Here is a 13,593-nt window from a genome sequence, read left to right as displayed (position 1 = left end):
GCGGACCCGGATCCGGCTGAACCTGCTGTGCCTACGCCTGTGGCAGTGACCCGCCCTGCACCGCCTGGATGTCCAGCTCCACCTTCAGCGTCGTACCGATGGCGGCGATGCCCGCCTGGACGACCTGGTTGTAGTTCATCGCGAAGTCCTCGCGGTGCAGCTGCGCCGTCGCCCGGAAGGCCGCGCGGGTGCCGCCCCAGGGGTCGGAGCCGGTGCCGAGGTAGGCGAGATCCAGGTCGACGGGTCGTACGACACCGTGCATCGCCAGTTCGCCGTGGACCGTCCAGCGGTCGGCGCCGGCCGCGGCGAGGCCCGTCGAGCGGTAGGTGATCTCGGGGTGGCGCTCGACGTCCAGGAAGTCCGCGGAGCGCAGATGCGTGTCGCGCATGTCGTTGCCGGTGTCGATGGAGGCCGCCCGGATGACGGCCCGGACCCGGGACTCGGTGAGGTCGTCGGGCGCGATCTCGACCGTGCCCGCGAACTCTGTGAACCGGCCGCGCACGCTGGAGATCCCGAGGTGCTGGGCGACGGCGCCCACGCTGGAGTGGGCCGGGTCGACGGTCCACCGGCCGGGCGGGGGCAGCTCGGTGCCGCCCTGCCGGGCCAGTGTCACCGTGCCGACCTCGGCCCGCCCGCTCGCGGTGACGATCGCGCCGGCGGCGGCGGGCGCGTACCCGACGGCTGTGACGATCACCGTGTACGCCCCCGGCGCGAGCTCGGTCGTGTCCCGTACGGCCCCCTCCGGGTCGGCCTCGGCGCGCAGCACCTGCCTGCCCGTGCCGTCGGCCACCGTGACGACCGCGTGCGACACGGCCCATCCGTCCCGGGTACGGATCCTCGCGGTCAGTGCCATCCCGTTTTCTCCCCAAAACATAAAAAATTGGTCATTACGCGACCGGCCCGTGCCGGACGCGCCTCCGCTCGGAGCGCGCCCGGCACGGGCCGGGGCCGAACTACTCGCCGGGGTGGGCGAGTTCGATGTCGTGGCCGTCGACTCCGGTGCCGTTCACCGTGAGGGCCGTGGCCACCGGCGGGTAGCCCGTCGCGATGACGGTGTACTCGCCGCTGTTCAGGTCGGCGAAGGCATACGCCCCGTCCGTCCCGGTCGTGGCCGAGCCGACCACGTTGCCCGCCGCGTCCACGAGGGTCACCCGGGCGTCGGCCAGCGGGCCGTGCGGGGCCCGTACGACTCCCTGGAGCTGGGCGCCGGCGTCCAGGTCGACTGCGATCCGGGTGACACCGGTGGCGCCGATCTCGACCGGCAGCGCGCGGGGCCGGAACCCGGCCGCGTTCACCGCGACGGTCACCGCACCCGGCACCAGCTCGGCGAAGCCGAACTCGCCCTGCTCACCGGTGATCCCGGTGGCCAGCAGGTCCCCGCGCACATCGGTGACGATCACCATCGCGTCCTTGACCGGCAGCGCGCTACCGGCGGCCCGGACGGTGCCGCTCAGGCCGCTGGTGCCGCTGAGCAGGATGTCGTACGCCACCGGGTCGTCACCCACGACGACCGTGGACGCCTGCGGCTGGTAGCCGTCCGCGGAGGCGATCAGGACGTACGAGCCCGCGCCCGGCGCTTCCACCCCGTAGGAGCCGTCGGCCTGGGCGACCGCTCGGCCCAGCTGGCGGCCGGAGAGGGAGATCAGGGTGACCGCGGCCTGCGCGACCGGGGCGCTCTCGGCACCGCGCACGAAGCCGTGGACCGGGGCACCGCCCTGCTCGGGCTGCCGGGGGACGGGCACGGTGGCGACGGCGGTGAGCTGCCGGGTGCCGGCCGCCTCGGTGCCGGCCTCCGGGTCCACGACCGGGGTGGCCCAGCTGGGCACCTTCGCCTCGGCGGGAGCCTCCTCGGCGGGGGCCTCGGCGGCGACGGCGGCCGGGGCCTCGGCCTTGGCCTCGGCGGCCTGGGCCAGGGCGCCCGCGGTCCGCAGCGGGACCTCCTTGATGAACAGGGTGACCAGGAAGGCGAGGAGGGCGATCGGCGTGACGTACAGGAAGATGTCGGCGATGCCGTGCCCGTACGCGCTCTCCAGCCAGGTGCGGATGTGCGGGGGCAGCAGGTCCATGTCCGGCAGCTGACCCGTGCCCGTGGCCTTGGCGGCAGCCAGCTGCTCCTTGGGCTTCAGCCGGCCGATCGTGTCCGTGGCGTAGTGGGTGATGCGGGTGGCCATCACGGAGCCGAGCGCCGAGACGCCCATCGCACCGCCGAGGGACCGGAAGAAGGTGACGACCGAGCTGGCGGCGCCGAGTTCGTGCGGGGCGACCTGGTTCTGGGTGGACAGGACCAGGTTCTGCATCATCATGCCGAGGCCCAGGCCCATGACCGCCATGAAGATCGCGATCTTCCAGTAGTCGGTGTCGTAGCGCATGCTGCTCAGCAGGCCCAGGCCGGCCGTCAGCAGCACACCGCCCGTGACCAGCCACGCCTTCCACTTGCCGGTCTTGGTGATGATCTGGCCGGAGACGGTGGAGGAGACGAACAGGCCGGTGATCATCGGGATCGTCATGACGCCCGACATCGTCGGGGACTTGTCGCGCGCCAGCTGGAAGTACTGGCTGAAGAAGACGGTGCCGGCGAACATCGCGATGCCGACGAACAGGGAGGCGAGCGAGGCAAGCGTGATCGTGCGGTTCCGGAACAGGCGCAGCGGGATGATCGGCTCGCTGGCCTTCGTCTCGATGAGGAGGAAGATCAGCGCCAGGACGAGCGCGGCGCCGACCATCGTGTAGGTCTGCCAGGACAGCCAGTCGTACTTGTCGTCGGCGAAGGTGACCCAGATCAGCAGCAGGCTGACGGCGGCGGTGATGAAGAAGGCACCGGCCCAGTCGACCTTGACCTCACGCTTGTGCTCGGGCAGGTGCAGCGTCTTCTGCAGCACGACCAGCGCGATCAGCGCGAAGGGCACTCCGACGTAGAGGCACCAGCGCCAGCCGAGCCAGTCGGTGTCGGTGATGACGCCGCCGACGAGCGGGCCGCCGACGGTGGCGACGGCGAACGTGGCACCCAGGTAACCGCTGTAGCGGCCCCGCTCCCGCGGCGAGATCATCGCGGCCATGATGATCTGGGCCAGCGCGGTCAGACCGCCGGCGCCCAGACCCTGGATGACACGGGCGCCGATGAGCATGCCCGGGTTCTGCGCGAGTCCGGCGACGACCGAGCCCGCGATATAGATGACCAGGGCTATCTGGACGAGTGCCTTCTTGCTGACCAGGTCGGCGAGCTTGCCCCAGAGCGGGGTGGAGGCGGTCATCGCCAGCAGCGCGGCCGTGACGACCCAGGTGTAGGCGCTCTGGCCGCCGCCGAGGTCCTTGATGATCTCGGGCAGGGCGTTGGAGACGATCGTGGATGACAGGATCGCGGCGAACATGCCGAGCAGCAGCCCGGAGAGCGCCTCCATGATCTGCCGGTGCGACATGGGGGCGTGGCCGTGGCCGTGGCCTCCCCCGTGCTTGGCGTGGGCCCGCACACCGGCCGGTGTGGTCGTTGCCATGGGTTTCCTTCTCTTACGTGGTTATGCGGGTGTACGGGTGGTGGTGTCGAGTACGGGTGCGAGGGCGGTCGGGCGGGGATGGGCGGACCGGCAGTCGCCGAAGCTCGCCCGCAGCCGGGTCATCAGCCGGATCAGCTGGGCGACCTCCTCGTCGGTCCAGTCGCTCAGGCGCTCTGCCAGCAGTTCGGCGGTGCGCCGGGACAGTTCGACGAGGGTGGCCCTGCCCGCGGGGGTGAGGCGCAGGATGCGTGAGCGCTTGTCGGCGGGGTCGGGGGACCGCTCGATCCAGCCCCGCTCGGCGACATGCGCGACATGCCGGCTGGTCACGGACATGTCCACGGCCAGCAGCTCGGCGAGATTGCTCATGCGCATGTCCCCGTGACCGCCGAGCAGCGTCAGCACGGCCGCGGATCCGGCCGGGCAGTCGTGCGGAAGGATCCGCCCCAGGTCCCGTTTGACCGCTCCGACGGCGCTGAGCTGACGCGCCAGCTCCTCGAACTGCGCCTGCTCCGCCATCACACCTCCCAGATTCGTTGCTTGAGGCAACTGTAGGGATGTTTGGTTGCTGCAGGCAAACAAATTGGGGTGGCCGGGGACAAAAACTTGGCAAAGGCAAGTATTGCGAACGTAAATGCGCTGGTGGGGGTGGGTGCGGATGGCCCGTATATGCGGGTGGCCCCCCACTTGGGCCGCATCCCCGGATTCGCTAGTGTCTCGGGCCATGGCTAACACCCAGGGCCCCCAGGGCAACTACGACCCCGCAGGCAGCACTCAGATGTTCCGCGCGTTCGTCGACGAGTCCCCTCAGGGGGGCAGGCAGCAGGCTTCCGCCCCGGCGGGCCCGCGCATCGGACTGATCATCGGCGTCATCGTCGCGGTGGCGGTCGTGGCGGCGGTTGCCTGGCTGGCGCTGAAGTAGCGGCTACTTCCAGTCGACGGCCACGTCCCGCGTCTCGATGTGCATCCCCAGCGGTACGCGCCAGGCGTCGACGCACACCGTCCACGTGTGTTTCTTCTGTGCGGCCGCCTCGATCGGGGCCGGGAGGTCCTCCGTCGACTCGATCGTGGCCCAGTCGATGCCGAGGGCGCCGATGATGTGGGTGCCGAAGGTCACCTCGCCCGAACGGACCGCGGTTCCGCCCGAGTTGTGAAAGGTGACCGTCACCTTCTCGCACCAGCGCCGGTCCGTGTCCTCGCGGGACGGCGGGTCCCAGGTGAGGGCTGCCGGGGACGGGGGTGCCTCGGTCGGATCAGGAGCTGGAGCGGGCGTCGACGGGGGAGGCGATGTCTGCCGACCCGTCCCGCGGCCGGGGTGCGTCCCAGCTGTGCCCGGGGAGCCGGGGATGTCGCCCTCGGGGGCGTCGCCGAGGGTGGGCGCGGGGGACGGGGCTACTGACGGGGCCGCTTCGGAAGTCCCGGGCGTGGACGGCGCGTTGTGTCCGCCGTCGGTCACTCCGTCGAGCGGCGTCAGTGTCACCCTTCCGGTCGGACTCGCCGCCGTCCGGGGTGACGTGCCTGCCGGGCCCACCGCCGTGTAGCCGCCGGCGCCGCTGCCGCCCGCGCAGGACGCGAGCAGTCCGCCCAGACAGACGACGGCCGCCGACGCTGCCGTAACGGCGCCTCGGCGGCCACTCGTCCATGGAACCCATGTCGTCCGGAGCATCGCGCCATGGTGGCTGACACTCCGTCAAATAGGAAGCTCCGTGCGGGGCTTCCGCGCGGATCGGTCGGATCGATCGTCGATCGGATCAGTCGGAGATGAGGCCCTCGCGCAGCTGGGCCAGGGTGCGGGTCAGAAGACGCGAGACGTGCATCTGGGAGATGCCGACCTCCTCGCCGATCTGGGACTGGGTCATGTTGGCGAAGAAGCGGAGCATGATGATCCGCCGTTCGCGGGGCGGGAGTTTGGCCAGCAGCGGCTTCAGCGACTCGCGGTACTCCACGCCCTCCAGGGCGGTGTCCTCGTAGCCGAGGCGGTCCGCGAGCGAGCCCTCACCGCCGTCGTCCTCGGGGGCCGGGGAGTCCAGTGAGGAGGCCGTGTAGGCGTTGCCGACCGCCAGGCCGTCGACCACGTCCTCCTCGGACACGCCCAGTACGGCGGCCAGTTCGGCGACGGTGGGGGAGCGGTCCAGCTTCTGGGAGAGCTCGTCGCTGGCCTTGGTGAGGGCCAGCCGCAGCTCCTGGAGCCGACGCGGGACGCGGACCGACCAGGACGTGTCGCGGAAGAAGCGCTTGATCTCGCCCACGACCGTCGGCATCGCGAACGTCGGGAACTCCACGCCGCGTTCGCAGTCGAAGCGGTCGATCGCCTTGATGAGGCCGATGGTGCCGACCTGGACGATGTCCTCCATCGGCTCGTTGCGGCTGCGGAAGCGGGCCGCCGCGTAGCGCACGAGCGGGAGGTTGAGCTCGATCAGCGTGTCCCGGACGTAGACACGCTCGGGGCTGTGTTCGTCGAGTGCGGCGAGCCGCAGGAACAGGGAGCGGGACAGGGTGCGGGTGTCGATGTCCGCCGAGGCCGGCAGGGCCTGGGCGTCTGCGACATCTGCGGCGGCCGGGAGCTCCGGGGCCGGAGGGGCCTGGAGGGCCGTGACGTCGTCGAGCACGTCGATAGCGCCGAGCTCCTTGGGCGCTGCCTCGCTCTTCGTGGGCGTGAGCACCTTCGAGCTGCCCTGGTCTGCGGACATGCCACCCCCTTTGGGTCGCGGGACGGTCGCGGCGGCGATCCTTTCGAGGAACGCAGCCTTCACCTGAATACCGGAGCCGGAGCCACGGCAAACGCGCTTCCCGCAGAATGTCACATGTCGGCAACACGCTGTAGAGACATGTCGACATGTGAGTTACGAATCAGCCCTGGAAAAAGGGGGTCTGACGGTTTTTCGACGCACAACTGTCGGGAACGGCCCTGGTGAGCGAATCGCTCACGCCGGTGATGGCTCGATCGTGTTTGCGGTTACGCGTCGATCCGGTTCGCCGACCGCAGCCGCTGGAAGCTACGCGCGAGTAGCCGTGAGACGTGCATCTGCGACACGCCGAGTTCCGCGCTGATCTGAGACTGGGTGAGATTGCTGTAGTAGCGCAGGAGAAGGATTCTCTGCTCGCGTTCGGGGAGTTGGACCAGGAGGTGGCGGACCAGATCGCGGTGCTCCACGCCGTCCAGGGCCGGGTCCTCGTAGCCGATGCGGTCCAGCAGGCCCGGCAGCCCGTCGCCCTCCTGGGCGGCCTCCAGGGACGTCGCGTGGTACGAGCGTCCGGCCTCGATGCAGGACAGCACCTCGTCCTCGCCGATGCGCAGCCGCTCGGCGATCTCGGCGGTCGTGGGGGAGCGTCCGAAGGCGGTCGTCAGGTCCTCCGTCGCGCTGTTGACCTGGACCCACAGCTCGTGCAGCCGGCGCGGTACGTGGACCGTGCGGACGTTGTCCCGGAAGTACCGCTTGATCTCGCCCACCACCGTCGGCATGGCGAAGGTCGGGAACTGCACGCCCCGGTCCGGGTCGAAGCGGTCGATGGCGTTGATGAGGCCGATCGTGCCGACCTGGACCACGTCCTCCATGGGCTCGTTGCGGGAGCGGAACCGGGCGGCCGCGTAGCGCACGAGCGGCAGATTGGCCTCGATGAGCGCCCCTCGCACCCGGTTGTGCTCCGGCGTGCCCGGCTGGAGGTCCTTGAGCTGTGCGAAGAGCACCTGGGTGAGGGCGCGGGTGTCGGCGCCGCGGCGCTTCTCGGGGGCGGGTGCGGGCGCGGGTGTGGTGGCCGAGGTGGACGTGGTGGACAGGGGCGTGGGCGTGGAGGTGGGCGTGGATGCGGGGGCGGGCGCCTCTTCCTGGGGCGGCGCAGTACTGGCCGACACGGTCAACGCCACCTCTTCATCGGTCAATCATCCGTCAAAAGCGGTCATAGCATCACAAGACATGTGCACTGTGTGCAAGCACCGCATAACGCCGTGTTGAGGGCAAGTTGGGGCTAAAGAGGCATAGAGGCCCCCCGCCGTTCCGGCGGAGGGCCACTGGGGTGTACGGCTCAGAATTCGTAGTCGGCGATCACCCACGTGGCGAACTCCCGCCACAGCGCGACGCCCGCCTGGTGGGCCGGGTGCTCCAGGTAGCGCTTGAGGGCGTCCCGGTCCTCGACCGCCGAGTTGATCGCGAAGTCGTACGCGATGGGCCGGTCGCTGATGTTCCAGGCGCACTCCCAGAAGCGCAGCTCCTCGATCTGCCCGCCGAGCGCCCGGAAGGCCTCGACGCCCGCCACGACCCTCGGGTCGTCGCGCTCGACGCCCTCGTTCAGCTTGAACAGCACCAAGTGCCGGATCATGGGCTATTCCCTCAGCTCTTTCAGCTCTTCAGCTCTTTAGCTCTTCGCTCCGTCGACGATCCATGTGAAGAAGTCGCCGATGGCCTTGGCGGCGTCCGAAATGCCCTCGAAGCCTATCTGGACGTAGTCCGCGGCCTTGGCCGGGTCTGTGATGATCACATAGAGCACGAAGACCACGAGCACGTACACGGCGATCTTCTTGCCGTTCACCGCCACCGCGGCCTCCCCTGTCTCTGCTGCTCGCACGGGGCCTTCGGGCCCCTTGTTGCCGGCGGCGAGTGTAACGTTCTTTGTTTTTCTGCCGAATGCACGATGGGCCCCGTCTTCCGACGGGGCCCATCTTCAGCGGTAGCGGAGGGATTTGAACCCTCGGTGACTTGCGCCACACTCGCTTTCGAGGCGAGCTCCTTCGGCCGCTCGGACACGCTACCGAGGGAGACCTTACAGCACGGTGGGCCATGGTCCGAAATCCGTTTCCCGGCTCCCCGGAAGCGGGCTTCACCGATCCCGGAAAAACTCCGTGAGCAGCCGGGCCGAGTCCGCCGCCAGCACGCCCTCGATCACCTCGGGACGATGGTTGAGCCGGCGGTCGCGTACGACGTCCCACAGGGAGCCGGCCGCGCCCGCCTTCTCGTCGCGGGCGCCGTAGACGACGCGGTCCACCCGGGACTGGACCAGCGCTCCCGCGCACATCGTGCAGGGCTCCAGGGTGACCACGAGGGTGCACCCGGTCAGCCGCCACTCTCCCAGCCGTGCGGCGGCCCGCCGGATCGCGAGGATCTCCGCGTGGGCCGTGGGGTCACCGGTGGCCTCGCGCTCGTTGTGGCCGGTCGCGAGCACCGTCGTACCGTCCGGGGACAGCACGACGGCGCCGACGGGGACGTCCCCGCCGCGGACGGCCTGCCCGGCCTCGTCCAGGGCGAGCCGCATCGCGGCCCGCCAGCGGTCGCGTACCGGGTCCGGGACCCCGCCCGGCTCCGGGGCGGTCAGCGGACGGTCTCCAGCACCTCCGAGGCGCCCAGGGCCTCGGCGATCGCTCCCAGCGCGTCCTCCGCGTCCAGGGCGCGCAGCTCCTTCTCGCTCACGCCCAGGTCGTCGAGGATCTCGCTGTCGCCCACCGGGCTGTGCGGCACCGCGTCGGCGGAGGTGCCGTCCTCGTCGTCCCCGTCCTCGGACTCACCGTCCTCGGTGCCGTCGAGGTCCAGGGCGTCCAGGTCGGGGCCGTCGGAGCCGGGCTCGCGGCCCAGCAGTTCGTCCGTGAGCAGCAGTTCGCCGTACGCGCTGCGGGCAGCGGCGGCGGCGTCCGAGACGTAGATGCGAGGGTCGTCCTCGCCGTCCACGCGGACGACACCGAACCAGGCGTCCTCCTGCTCGATCAGGACGAGCACCGTGTCCTCATCGGGATTGGCTTCCCGGGCCAGGTCGGCCAGATCCGACAGGGTTTCCACATCGTCGAGCTCTGTGTCGCTCGCTTCCCACCCGTCTTCGGTGCGCGCGAGCAGTGCGGCGAAGTACACCGTGACTCTCCCACTGGTCATAGGCGTGCCGGTTGGGGGTCCCCCCGGCGGAGGTTCTTGGGCGGGGAGAGCTGTGCTCCGAGCCCCACCCACTCGGAATCGTGGCAGAAACAAGGCGTTCAGGGGACGTCTTCGGCTCCCTGTGTCCGGCAGTTTTGATCGCACGACGCAAAAGGACCAACCCGTGCGTCCGTGCAGGTATCACCGGCGCACTTGTTGCCGCCACCTGCGGATCGTACGCGGCTTTGGGTGTCGCTCACGCACGGCCTTACCGGGAACGTCTCGCCAACACCCGATCTTCCCTACCGGATTCCTACCAGCGGAACGTCCGCATGCGCATCGCGTGCCGGAGCCGGGCGGCTTTGGCGCGGCGTGGCTGGACGCGGTCACGGAGCTGCCGGGCTTCGGTGAGCTCGTGCAGGAACCGCGCCCGGCGCCGTCGGCGTTCGGCATCCGTCTCCGGCGGCGACACACCCGCACCGGTCTCGCCGGAGGCCTCGGAGTCGCGGTCAGGCAGGTCAGGCATCGGCTCACCACCCCAGTCGGTCCCTCCCACTTTCCCCCGGTCGGGCGGTTTGATGCCAGAGCCAGGTGTGGTGTGGCGCGGTTACTGTTATGGGCATGCGTCTCCACGTCGTCGACCACCCCCTGGTCGCCCACAAGCTCACCACCCTGCGCGACCAGCGCACCGACTCCGCGACCTTCCGGCGGCTCGCCGACGAACTGGTCACCCTGCTCGCCTACGAGGCCACGCGGGACGTACGTACCGAGGCCGTCGACATCCGCACTCCGGTCTCCCCCACCACCGGCGTCAAGCTCTCCTACCCGCGCCCGCTGGTGGTGCCGATCCTGCGCGCCGGGCTCGGCATGCTGGACGGCATGGTCCGGCTGCTGCCGACCGCCGAGGTGGGCTTCCTGGGCATGATCCGCAACGAGGAGACGCTGCAGGCCTCCACGTACGCCTCGCGCATGCCCGAGGACCTCTCCGGCCGCCAGGTGTACGTCCTTGACCCCATGCTGGCCACCGGCGGCACGCTGGTCGCGGCGATCCAGGAGCTGATCAAGCGCGGCGCCGACGACGTGACCGCGGTCGTGCTGCTCGCCGCCCCCGAGGGCGTCGAACTCATGGAGCGCGAGCTCGCGGGCACGCCGGTCACGGTCGTGACGGCGGCCGTCGACGACCACCTCAACGAGCACGGCTACATCGTCCCCGGCCTGGGAGACGCGGGCGACCGGCTGTACGGGGCGGCCGAGTAGGCCTACCGCTTGTACGGGGCGGCCGAACAGGCCGTACGACCCGCTCGGCAGCGCGTCCGGCGACCTTCCGCCGGGTCTCCTGACAGACCGTGCGGCCCGGTCGTCGGCGTTTCCGGGCGGTGTGGACTTCCGGTGGTTTCTCTAGCAGTTCTTCTTCGATGCGGCGGACGTCGTGCGGGGCGTGGCCAGTTTGGTCAGGGCCTTGTCGGCGTCCGCCTGCTTCGTGAGGCTCTTGAAGTCAGTGCCGATGACGAAGTCGAGGTCCGTGCCCTTGCGGCCGGCGTCCGTGCGTCGCTCCGCCGAGGCGAGCTGGGTGGCGAGCACGGGCAGTGAGCTGTTCACGGCGGCCGCGGGGCCGATCAGCAGCCCGGTGCCCTTGATCTTCCCGTCGAGCTGCGCCGAGGCGTTGCCCACCTCGCCGATGCGGAAGCCGCGCTTCTTGAGCTCGTCGGCGGTCGCCTTGGCGAGCCCGGAGCGCTTCGTCGCGTTGTAGACGTTGACGGTGATCCCGCCCGGCTCGGGCAGGGCGACCGCGGGCGTGGCCGAGGGGCTCGCCTTGGTCGCGCAGTCCGCCTTGGAACCGGCCGCCGCGGCCTTCTTGCCGCCGCCCGTGAAGACATCGATGAGCTGCAGGGTTCCCCAGCCGACCAGGCCGAGCACAGCGACGGAGGACACCAGTCCGAACACAAGCCTGCCGCGGCGCCGGGGAGGGCGCATCCGCGGGTACTTGTCCCCCGTGATCCGGTACTGGCCACCCATGCCGGGGGGAGTCAGCATGCTCATGGGCGCAGCGTAGTGCGGACCGGCGGCGATTCCTACTAGATGATCATTCGACGCCGTAACGGAGAACCCGAAAGGGCCAACCTGTTACCGGGGCGTGTCCGTACGGGTGTCCTGAGGGGACCGTCCGGGGGACCTGCCCGAGGGGTGTCAGTCCAGTTCGAGCACGCGCGCGTGCAGCACCTGGCGCTGCTGCAGGGCCGCGCGGACCGCGCGGTGGAGGCCGTCCTCCAGATACAGGTCGCCCTGCCACTTCACGACATGCGCGAAGAGGTCGCCGTAGAACGTCGAGTCCTCGGCGAGGAGGGTTTCCAGGTCGAGCTGCCCCTTGGTCGTCACGAGCTGATCGAGGCGGACCGGGCGCGGTGCGACGTCCGCCCACTGCCGGGTGCTCTCCCGGCCGTGGTCGGGGTACGGCCGGCCGTTTCCGATGCGCTTGAAGATCACACGGAAAGCCTACCGGTCAAGACCTTCCGGGCGCAGCCATGGCGAGCGAGTGCGACGCTGGAAAAGACGCAACGAAGCAGGGCAAACCGGGAACAGGGGTCCGAGATGAGTGACAGCGAGACCGTGCCTCCCGCCACCGTTCCCCAGGCACCGGGCAGCGCTCCCGCCCTCCCGCAGGAGGCCCTGAAGATCGCGTCCGGCTATGCCTTCACCGGTCCTGCGCTGGATCTGGGCGCCCTGGTCTGGGACGGCGTGTGCCTGCCCGACGCACAGATCCGCATCCCCCTCGCCATGCTGAACCGCCACGGCCTGGTCGCGGGCGCCACCGGCACCGGCAAGACCAAGACGCTTCAGCTGATCGCCGAGCAGCTCTCGGCGCAGGGCGTGCCGGTCTTCCTCGCGGACATGAAGGGCGACCTGTCCGGGATCTCGGCACCCGGGCAGCCGAACGAGCGGGTGCGGGGCCGTGCGGCGGACGTCCACCAGGAGTGGGCTCCGGCCGGTTTCCCCGCCGAGTTCTTCGCCCTGGGCGGCATCGGCCGGGGCACCCCGCTGCGGGCCACGATCACCAGCTTCGGCCCGCTGCTGCTGTCCAAGGTGCTCCGGCTCAACCAGACCCAGGAGCAGTCCCTCGGGCTGATCTTCCACTACGCGGACACCAAGGGCCTGGAGCTGATCGACCTCAAGGACCTCAGGGCCGTCGTCGCCTTCCTCACCTCCGACGAGGGCCGGGCCGAGCTGAAGAACATCGGCGGTCTGTCCAGCGCCACGGCCGGGGTGATCCTGCGCTCCCTGACCGCCTTCGAGGCGCAGGGCATGGCGGACTTCTTCGGGGAGCCGGAGTTCGACACGGGCGAGTTCCTGCGTACGGCACCGGACGGGCGGGGCATCGTCTCCGTCCTCGAACTCCCCGCCGTACAGGACAGGCCGCAGCTGTTCTCGACGTTCCTGATGTGGCTGCTGGCCGACCTCTTCCACGACCTTCCGGAGGTCGGTGACGCCGACAGGCCGAAGCTGGTCTTCTTCTTCGACGAGGCGCATCTGCTGTTCGACGGCGCCTCCAAGGAGTTCCTCGACTCGATCGCCCAGACCGTGCGCCTCATTCGCTCGAAAGGGGTCGGCGTCTTCTTCGTCACACAGACCCCGAAGGACGTGCCGTCGGACGTCCTCGCCCAGCTCGGCAACCGCGTCCAGCACGCCCTGCGCGCCTTCACCCCCGACGACCAGAAGGCCCTGCGGGCCACGGTGAAGACTTTCCCCAACTCGGCGTACGACCTGGAGGAACTGCTCACCGGGCTCGGCACCGGCGAGGCGGTCGTGACGGTCCTGAGCGAGAAGGGCGCCCCCACCCCGGTCGCCGCGACCCGGCTGCGCGCACCGGAGTCCCTGATGGGCCCCGTCGACGCGGCCGTCCTGGACGCGGCGGTACGGCAGTCCCCGCTCCACGAGCGTTATGCACAGGCTGTGGACCGCGAGTCGGCGTACGAGAAGCTGACGGAGGGCGGGGGCGGGGCCAAGGGGCCGGACGAGCTGACGCAGGCCGGGCGTGGCGCCAAGGGCCCCGACGAGATGACGGCCGGAGCGAGGACCGGGAAGAGTGCCGGGACCGGGACCGGAGCCGGGGCCGGGGCCGGAGCCGGTGGCGAGGAGAAGCCGTCGGTCGTCGAACAGGTCATCGGGAGCGGGATGTTCCAGTCCCTGGCGCGGTCGATCGGCACCCAGCTCGGCCGTGAGGTCACCCGTTCGCTCTTCGGTACGGCCCGGCGGAGGCGGTAGGCCCGCCTCCG

General features: G+C 70.2%; 16 protein-coding genes and 1 tRNA gene. 3 read left to right on the top strand and 14 right to left on the bottom strand.

Translation table 11 applies throughout. The features are described 5' to 3' along the window. Window positions 1-31 precede the first annotated feature (31 nt). The 3 genes from ACZ4EG_RS17450 to ACZ4EG_RS17440 form a co-directional block, all read right to left on the bottom strand. Window positions 32-853, bottom strand: coding sequence for a YceI family protein (locus tag ACZ4EG_RS17450; RefSeq protein ID WP_467791168.1), 822 nt, complete (start codon window positions 851-853; stop codon window positions 32-34). Between the two features lie 100 nt (window positions 854-953). Further along, entirely contained in the window at window positions 954-3,416 is a 2,463-nt protein-coding gene (locus ACZ4EG_RS17445) for an MFS transporter (RefSeq protein WP_467791371.1), read from the bottom strand. Between the two features lie 96 nt (window positions 3,417-3,512). Further along, window positions 3,513-4,007 (bottom strand): MarR family winged helix-turn-helix transcriptional regulator, encoded by a 495-nt coding sequence (locus ACZ4EG_RS17440; RefSeq protein WP_467791167.1) that lies wholly within the window; start codon window positions 4,005-4,007, stop codon window positions 3,513-3,515. A gap of 205 nt (window positions 4,008-4,212) precedes the next feature. Here ACZ4EG_RS17440 and ACZ4EG_RS17435 point away from each other — a divergent pair, with 205 nt between their 5' ends. After that, on the top strand, window positions 4,213-4,410 hold the full coding sequence (locus ACZ4EG_RS17435) for a hypothetical protein (protein ID WP_363299561.1): 198 nt from the start codon (window positions 4,213-4,215) through the stop codon (window positions 4,408-4,410). Between the two features lie 3 nt (window positions 4,411-4,413). On the opposite strand, the gene ACZ4EG_RS17430 is transcribed toward ACZ4EG_RS17435, so the two are convergent. The 9 genes from ACZ4EG_RS17430 to ACZ4EG_RS17390 form a co-directional block, all read right to left on the bottom strand. After that, a complete protein-coding gene (locus tag ACZ4EG_RS17430; protein WP_453556622.1) occupies window positions 4,414-4,656 on the bottom strand; it encodes a hypothetical protein in 243 nt (80 codons plus the stop codon). A 583-nt stretch (window positions 4,657-5,239) separates the two neighbouring features. Further along, complete coding sequence (locus tag ACZ4EG_RS17425) at window positions 5,240-6,178, bottom strand: RNA polymerase sigma factor SigF (RefSeq protein ID WP_467791166.1); 939 nt, start codon at window positions 6,176-6,178, stop codon at window positions 5,240-5,242. Window positions 6,179-6,444: 266 nt separating this feature from the next. Further along, window positions 6,445-7,341 (bottom strand): RNA polymerase sigma factor SigF, encoded by an 897-nt coding sequence (locus tag ACZ4EG_RS17420; protein WP_453556626.1) that lies wholly within the window; start codon window positions 7,339-7,341, stop codon window positions 6,445-6,447. 170 nt (window positions 7,342-7,511) lie between these two features. Further along, window positions 7,512-7,805 (bottom strand): Dabb family protein, encoded by a 294-nt coding sequence (locus tag ACZ4EG_RS17415; RefSeq protein WP_390712325.1) that lies wholly within the window; start codon window positions 7,803-7,805, stop codon window positions 7,512-7,514. A 36-nt stretch (window positions 7,806-7,841) separates the two neighbouring features. Next, a complete protein-coding gene (locus tag ACZ4EG_RS17410; protein WP_263210427.1) occupies window positions 7,842-8,021 on the bottom strand; it encodes a hypothetical protein in 180 nt (59 codons plus the stop codon). Between the two features lie 130 nt (window positions 8,022-8,151). Next, window positions 8,152-8,236, bottom strand: a tRNA-Ser gene (locus tag ACZ4EG_RS17405). Between the two features lie 67 nt (window positions 8,237-8,303). Further along, entirely contained in the window at window positions 8,304-8,735 is a 432-nt protein-coding gene (gene tadA, locus ACZ4EG_RS17400; protein ID WP_390712324.1) for a tRNA adenosine(34) deaminase TadA, read from the bottom strand. Between the two features lie 56 nt (window positions 8,736-8,791). Beyond that, window positions 8,792-9,322, bottom strand: a complete 531-nt coding sequence (locus tag ACZ4EG_RS17395; protein ID WP_363299697.1) for a tRNA adenosine deaminase-associated protein — start codon at window positions 9,320-9,322, stop codon at window positions 8,792-8,794. Between the two features lie 313 nt (window positions 9,323-9,635). After that, a complete protein-coding gene (locus ACZ4EG_RS17390; protein ID WP_453556630.1) occupies window positions 9,636-9,848 on the bottom strand; it encodes a hypothetical protein in 213 nt (70 codons plus the stop codon). Between the two features lie 95 nt (window positions 9,849-9,943). Here ACZ4EG_RS17390 and upp point away from each other — a divergent pair, with 95 nt between their 5' ends. Then, a complete protein-coding gene (gene upp, locus ACZ4EG_RS17385) occupies window positions 9,944-10,579 on the top strand; it encodes a uracil phosphoribosyltransferase (protein WP_316756794.1) in 636 nt (211 codons plus the stop codon). A 141-nt stretch (window positions 10,580-10,720) separates the two neighbouring features. Here upp and ACZ4EG_RS17380 read toward each other — a convergent pair whose 3' ends face one another. Together ACZ4EG_RS17380 and ACZ4EG_RS17375 are read right to left on the bottom strand one after the other, a co-directional pair. Beyond that, entirely contained in the window at window positions 10,721-11,362 is a 642-nt protein-coding gene (locus ACZ4EG_RS17380; RefSeq protein WP_467791165.1) for a LytR C-terminal domain-containing protein, read from the bottom strand. Window positions 11,363-11,509: 147 nt separating this feature from the next. Beyond that, entirely contained in the window at window positions 11,510-11,806 is a 297-nt protein-coding gene (locus tag ACZ4EG_RS17375; RefSeq protein WP_003999914.1) for a type II toxin-antitoxin system VapB family antitoxin, read from the bottom strand. Between the two features lie 105 nt (window positions 11,807-11,911). Here ACZ4EG_RS17375 and ACZ4EG_RS17370 point away from each other — a divergent pair, with 105 nt between their 5' ends. Continuing rightward, the gene (locus ACZ4EG_RS17370) at window positions 11,912-13,582 is read left to right on the top strand and encodes a helicase HerA-like domain-containing protein (protein WP_467791164.1); all 1,671 of its coding nucleotides are present in this window, start codon (window positions 11,912-11,914) and stop codon (window positions 13,580-13,582) included. Window positions 13,583-13,593: the final 11 nt, after the last annotated feature.

It is taken from the genome of Streptomyces sp. NPDC025638, from assembly GCF_055558775.1.
The sequence above is the reverse complement of the archived record's forward strand: the minus strand, read 5'-3'. Positions and strand labels throughout refer to the sequence as shown.

Coding starts and splice junctions, on each gene's coding strand:
- upp (WP_316756794.1), top strand. CDS start 9,944: ATGCGTCTCCACGTCGTCGACCACCCCCTGGTCGCCCACAAGCTCACC.
- ACZ4EG_RS17440 (WP_467791167.1), bottom strand. CDS start 4,007: ATGGCGGAGCAGGCGCAGTTCGAGGAGCTGGCGCGTCAGCTCAGCGCC.
- ACZ4EG_RS17415 (WP_390712325.1), bottom strand. CDS start 7,805: ATGATCCGGCACTTGGTGCTGTTCAAGCTGAACGAGGGCGTCGAGCGC.
- ACZ4EG_RS17445 (WP_467791371.1), bottom strand. CDS start 3,416: ATGTCGCACCGGCAGATCATGGAGGCGCTCTCCGGGCTGCTGCTCGGC.
- ACZ4EG_RS17370 (WP_467791164.1), top strand. CDS start 11,912: ATGAGTGACAGCGAGACCGTGCCTCCCGCCACCGTTCCCCAGGCACCG.
- tadA (WP_390712324.1), bottom strand. CDS start 8,735: ATGCGGCTCGCCCTGGACGAGGCCGGGCAGGCCGTCCGCGGCGGGGAC.
- ACZ4EG_RS17435 (WP_363299561.1), top strand. CDS start 4,213: ATGGCTAACACCCAGGGCCCCCAGGGCAACTACGACCCCGCAGGCAGC.
- ACZ4EG_RS17425 (WP_467791166.1), bottom strand. CDS start 6,178: ATGTCCGCAGACCAGGGCAGCTCGAAGGTGCTCACGCCCACGAAGAGC.
- ACZ4EG_RS17390 (WP_453556630.1), bottom strand. CDS start 9,848: ATGCCTGACCTGCCTGACCGCGACTCCGAGGCCTCCGGCGAGACCGGT.
- ACZ4EG_RS17450 (WP_467791168.1), bottom strand. CDS start 853: ATGGCACTGACCGCGAGGATCCGTACCCGGGACGGATGGGCCGTGTCG.
- ACZ4EG_RS17380 (WP_467791165.1), bottom strand. CDS start 11,362: ATGAGCATGCTGACTCCCCCCGGCATGGGTGGCCAGTACCGGATCACG.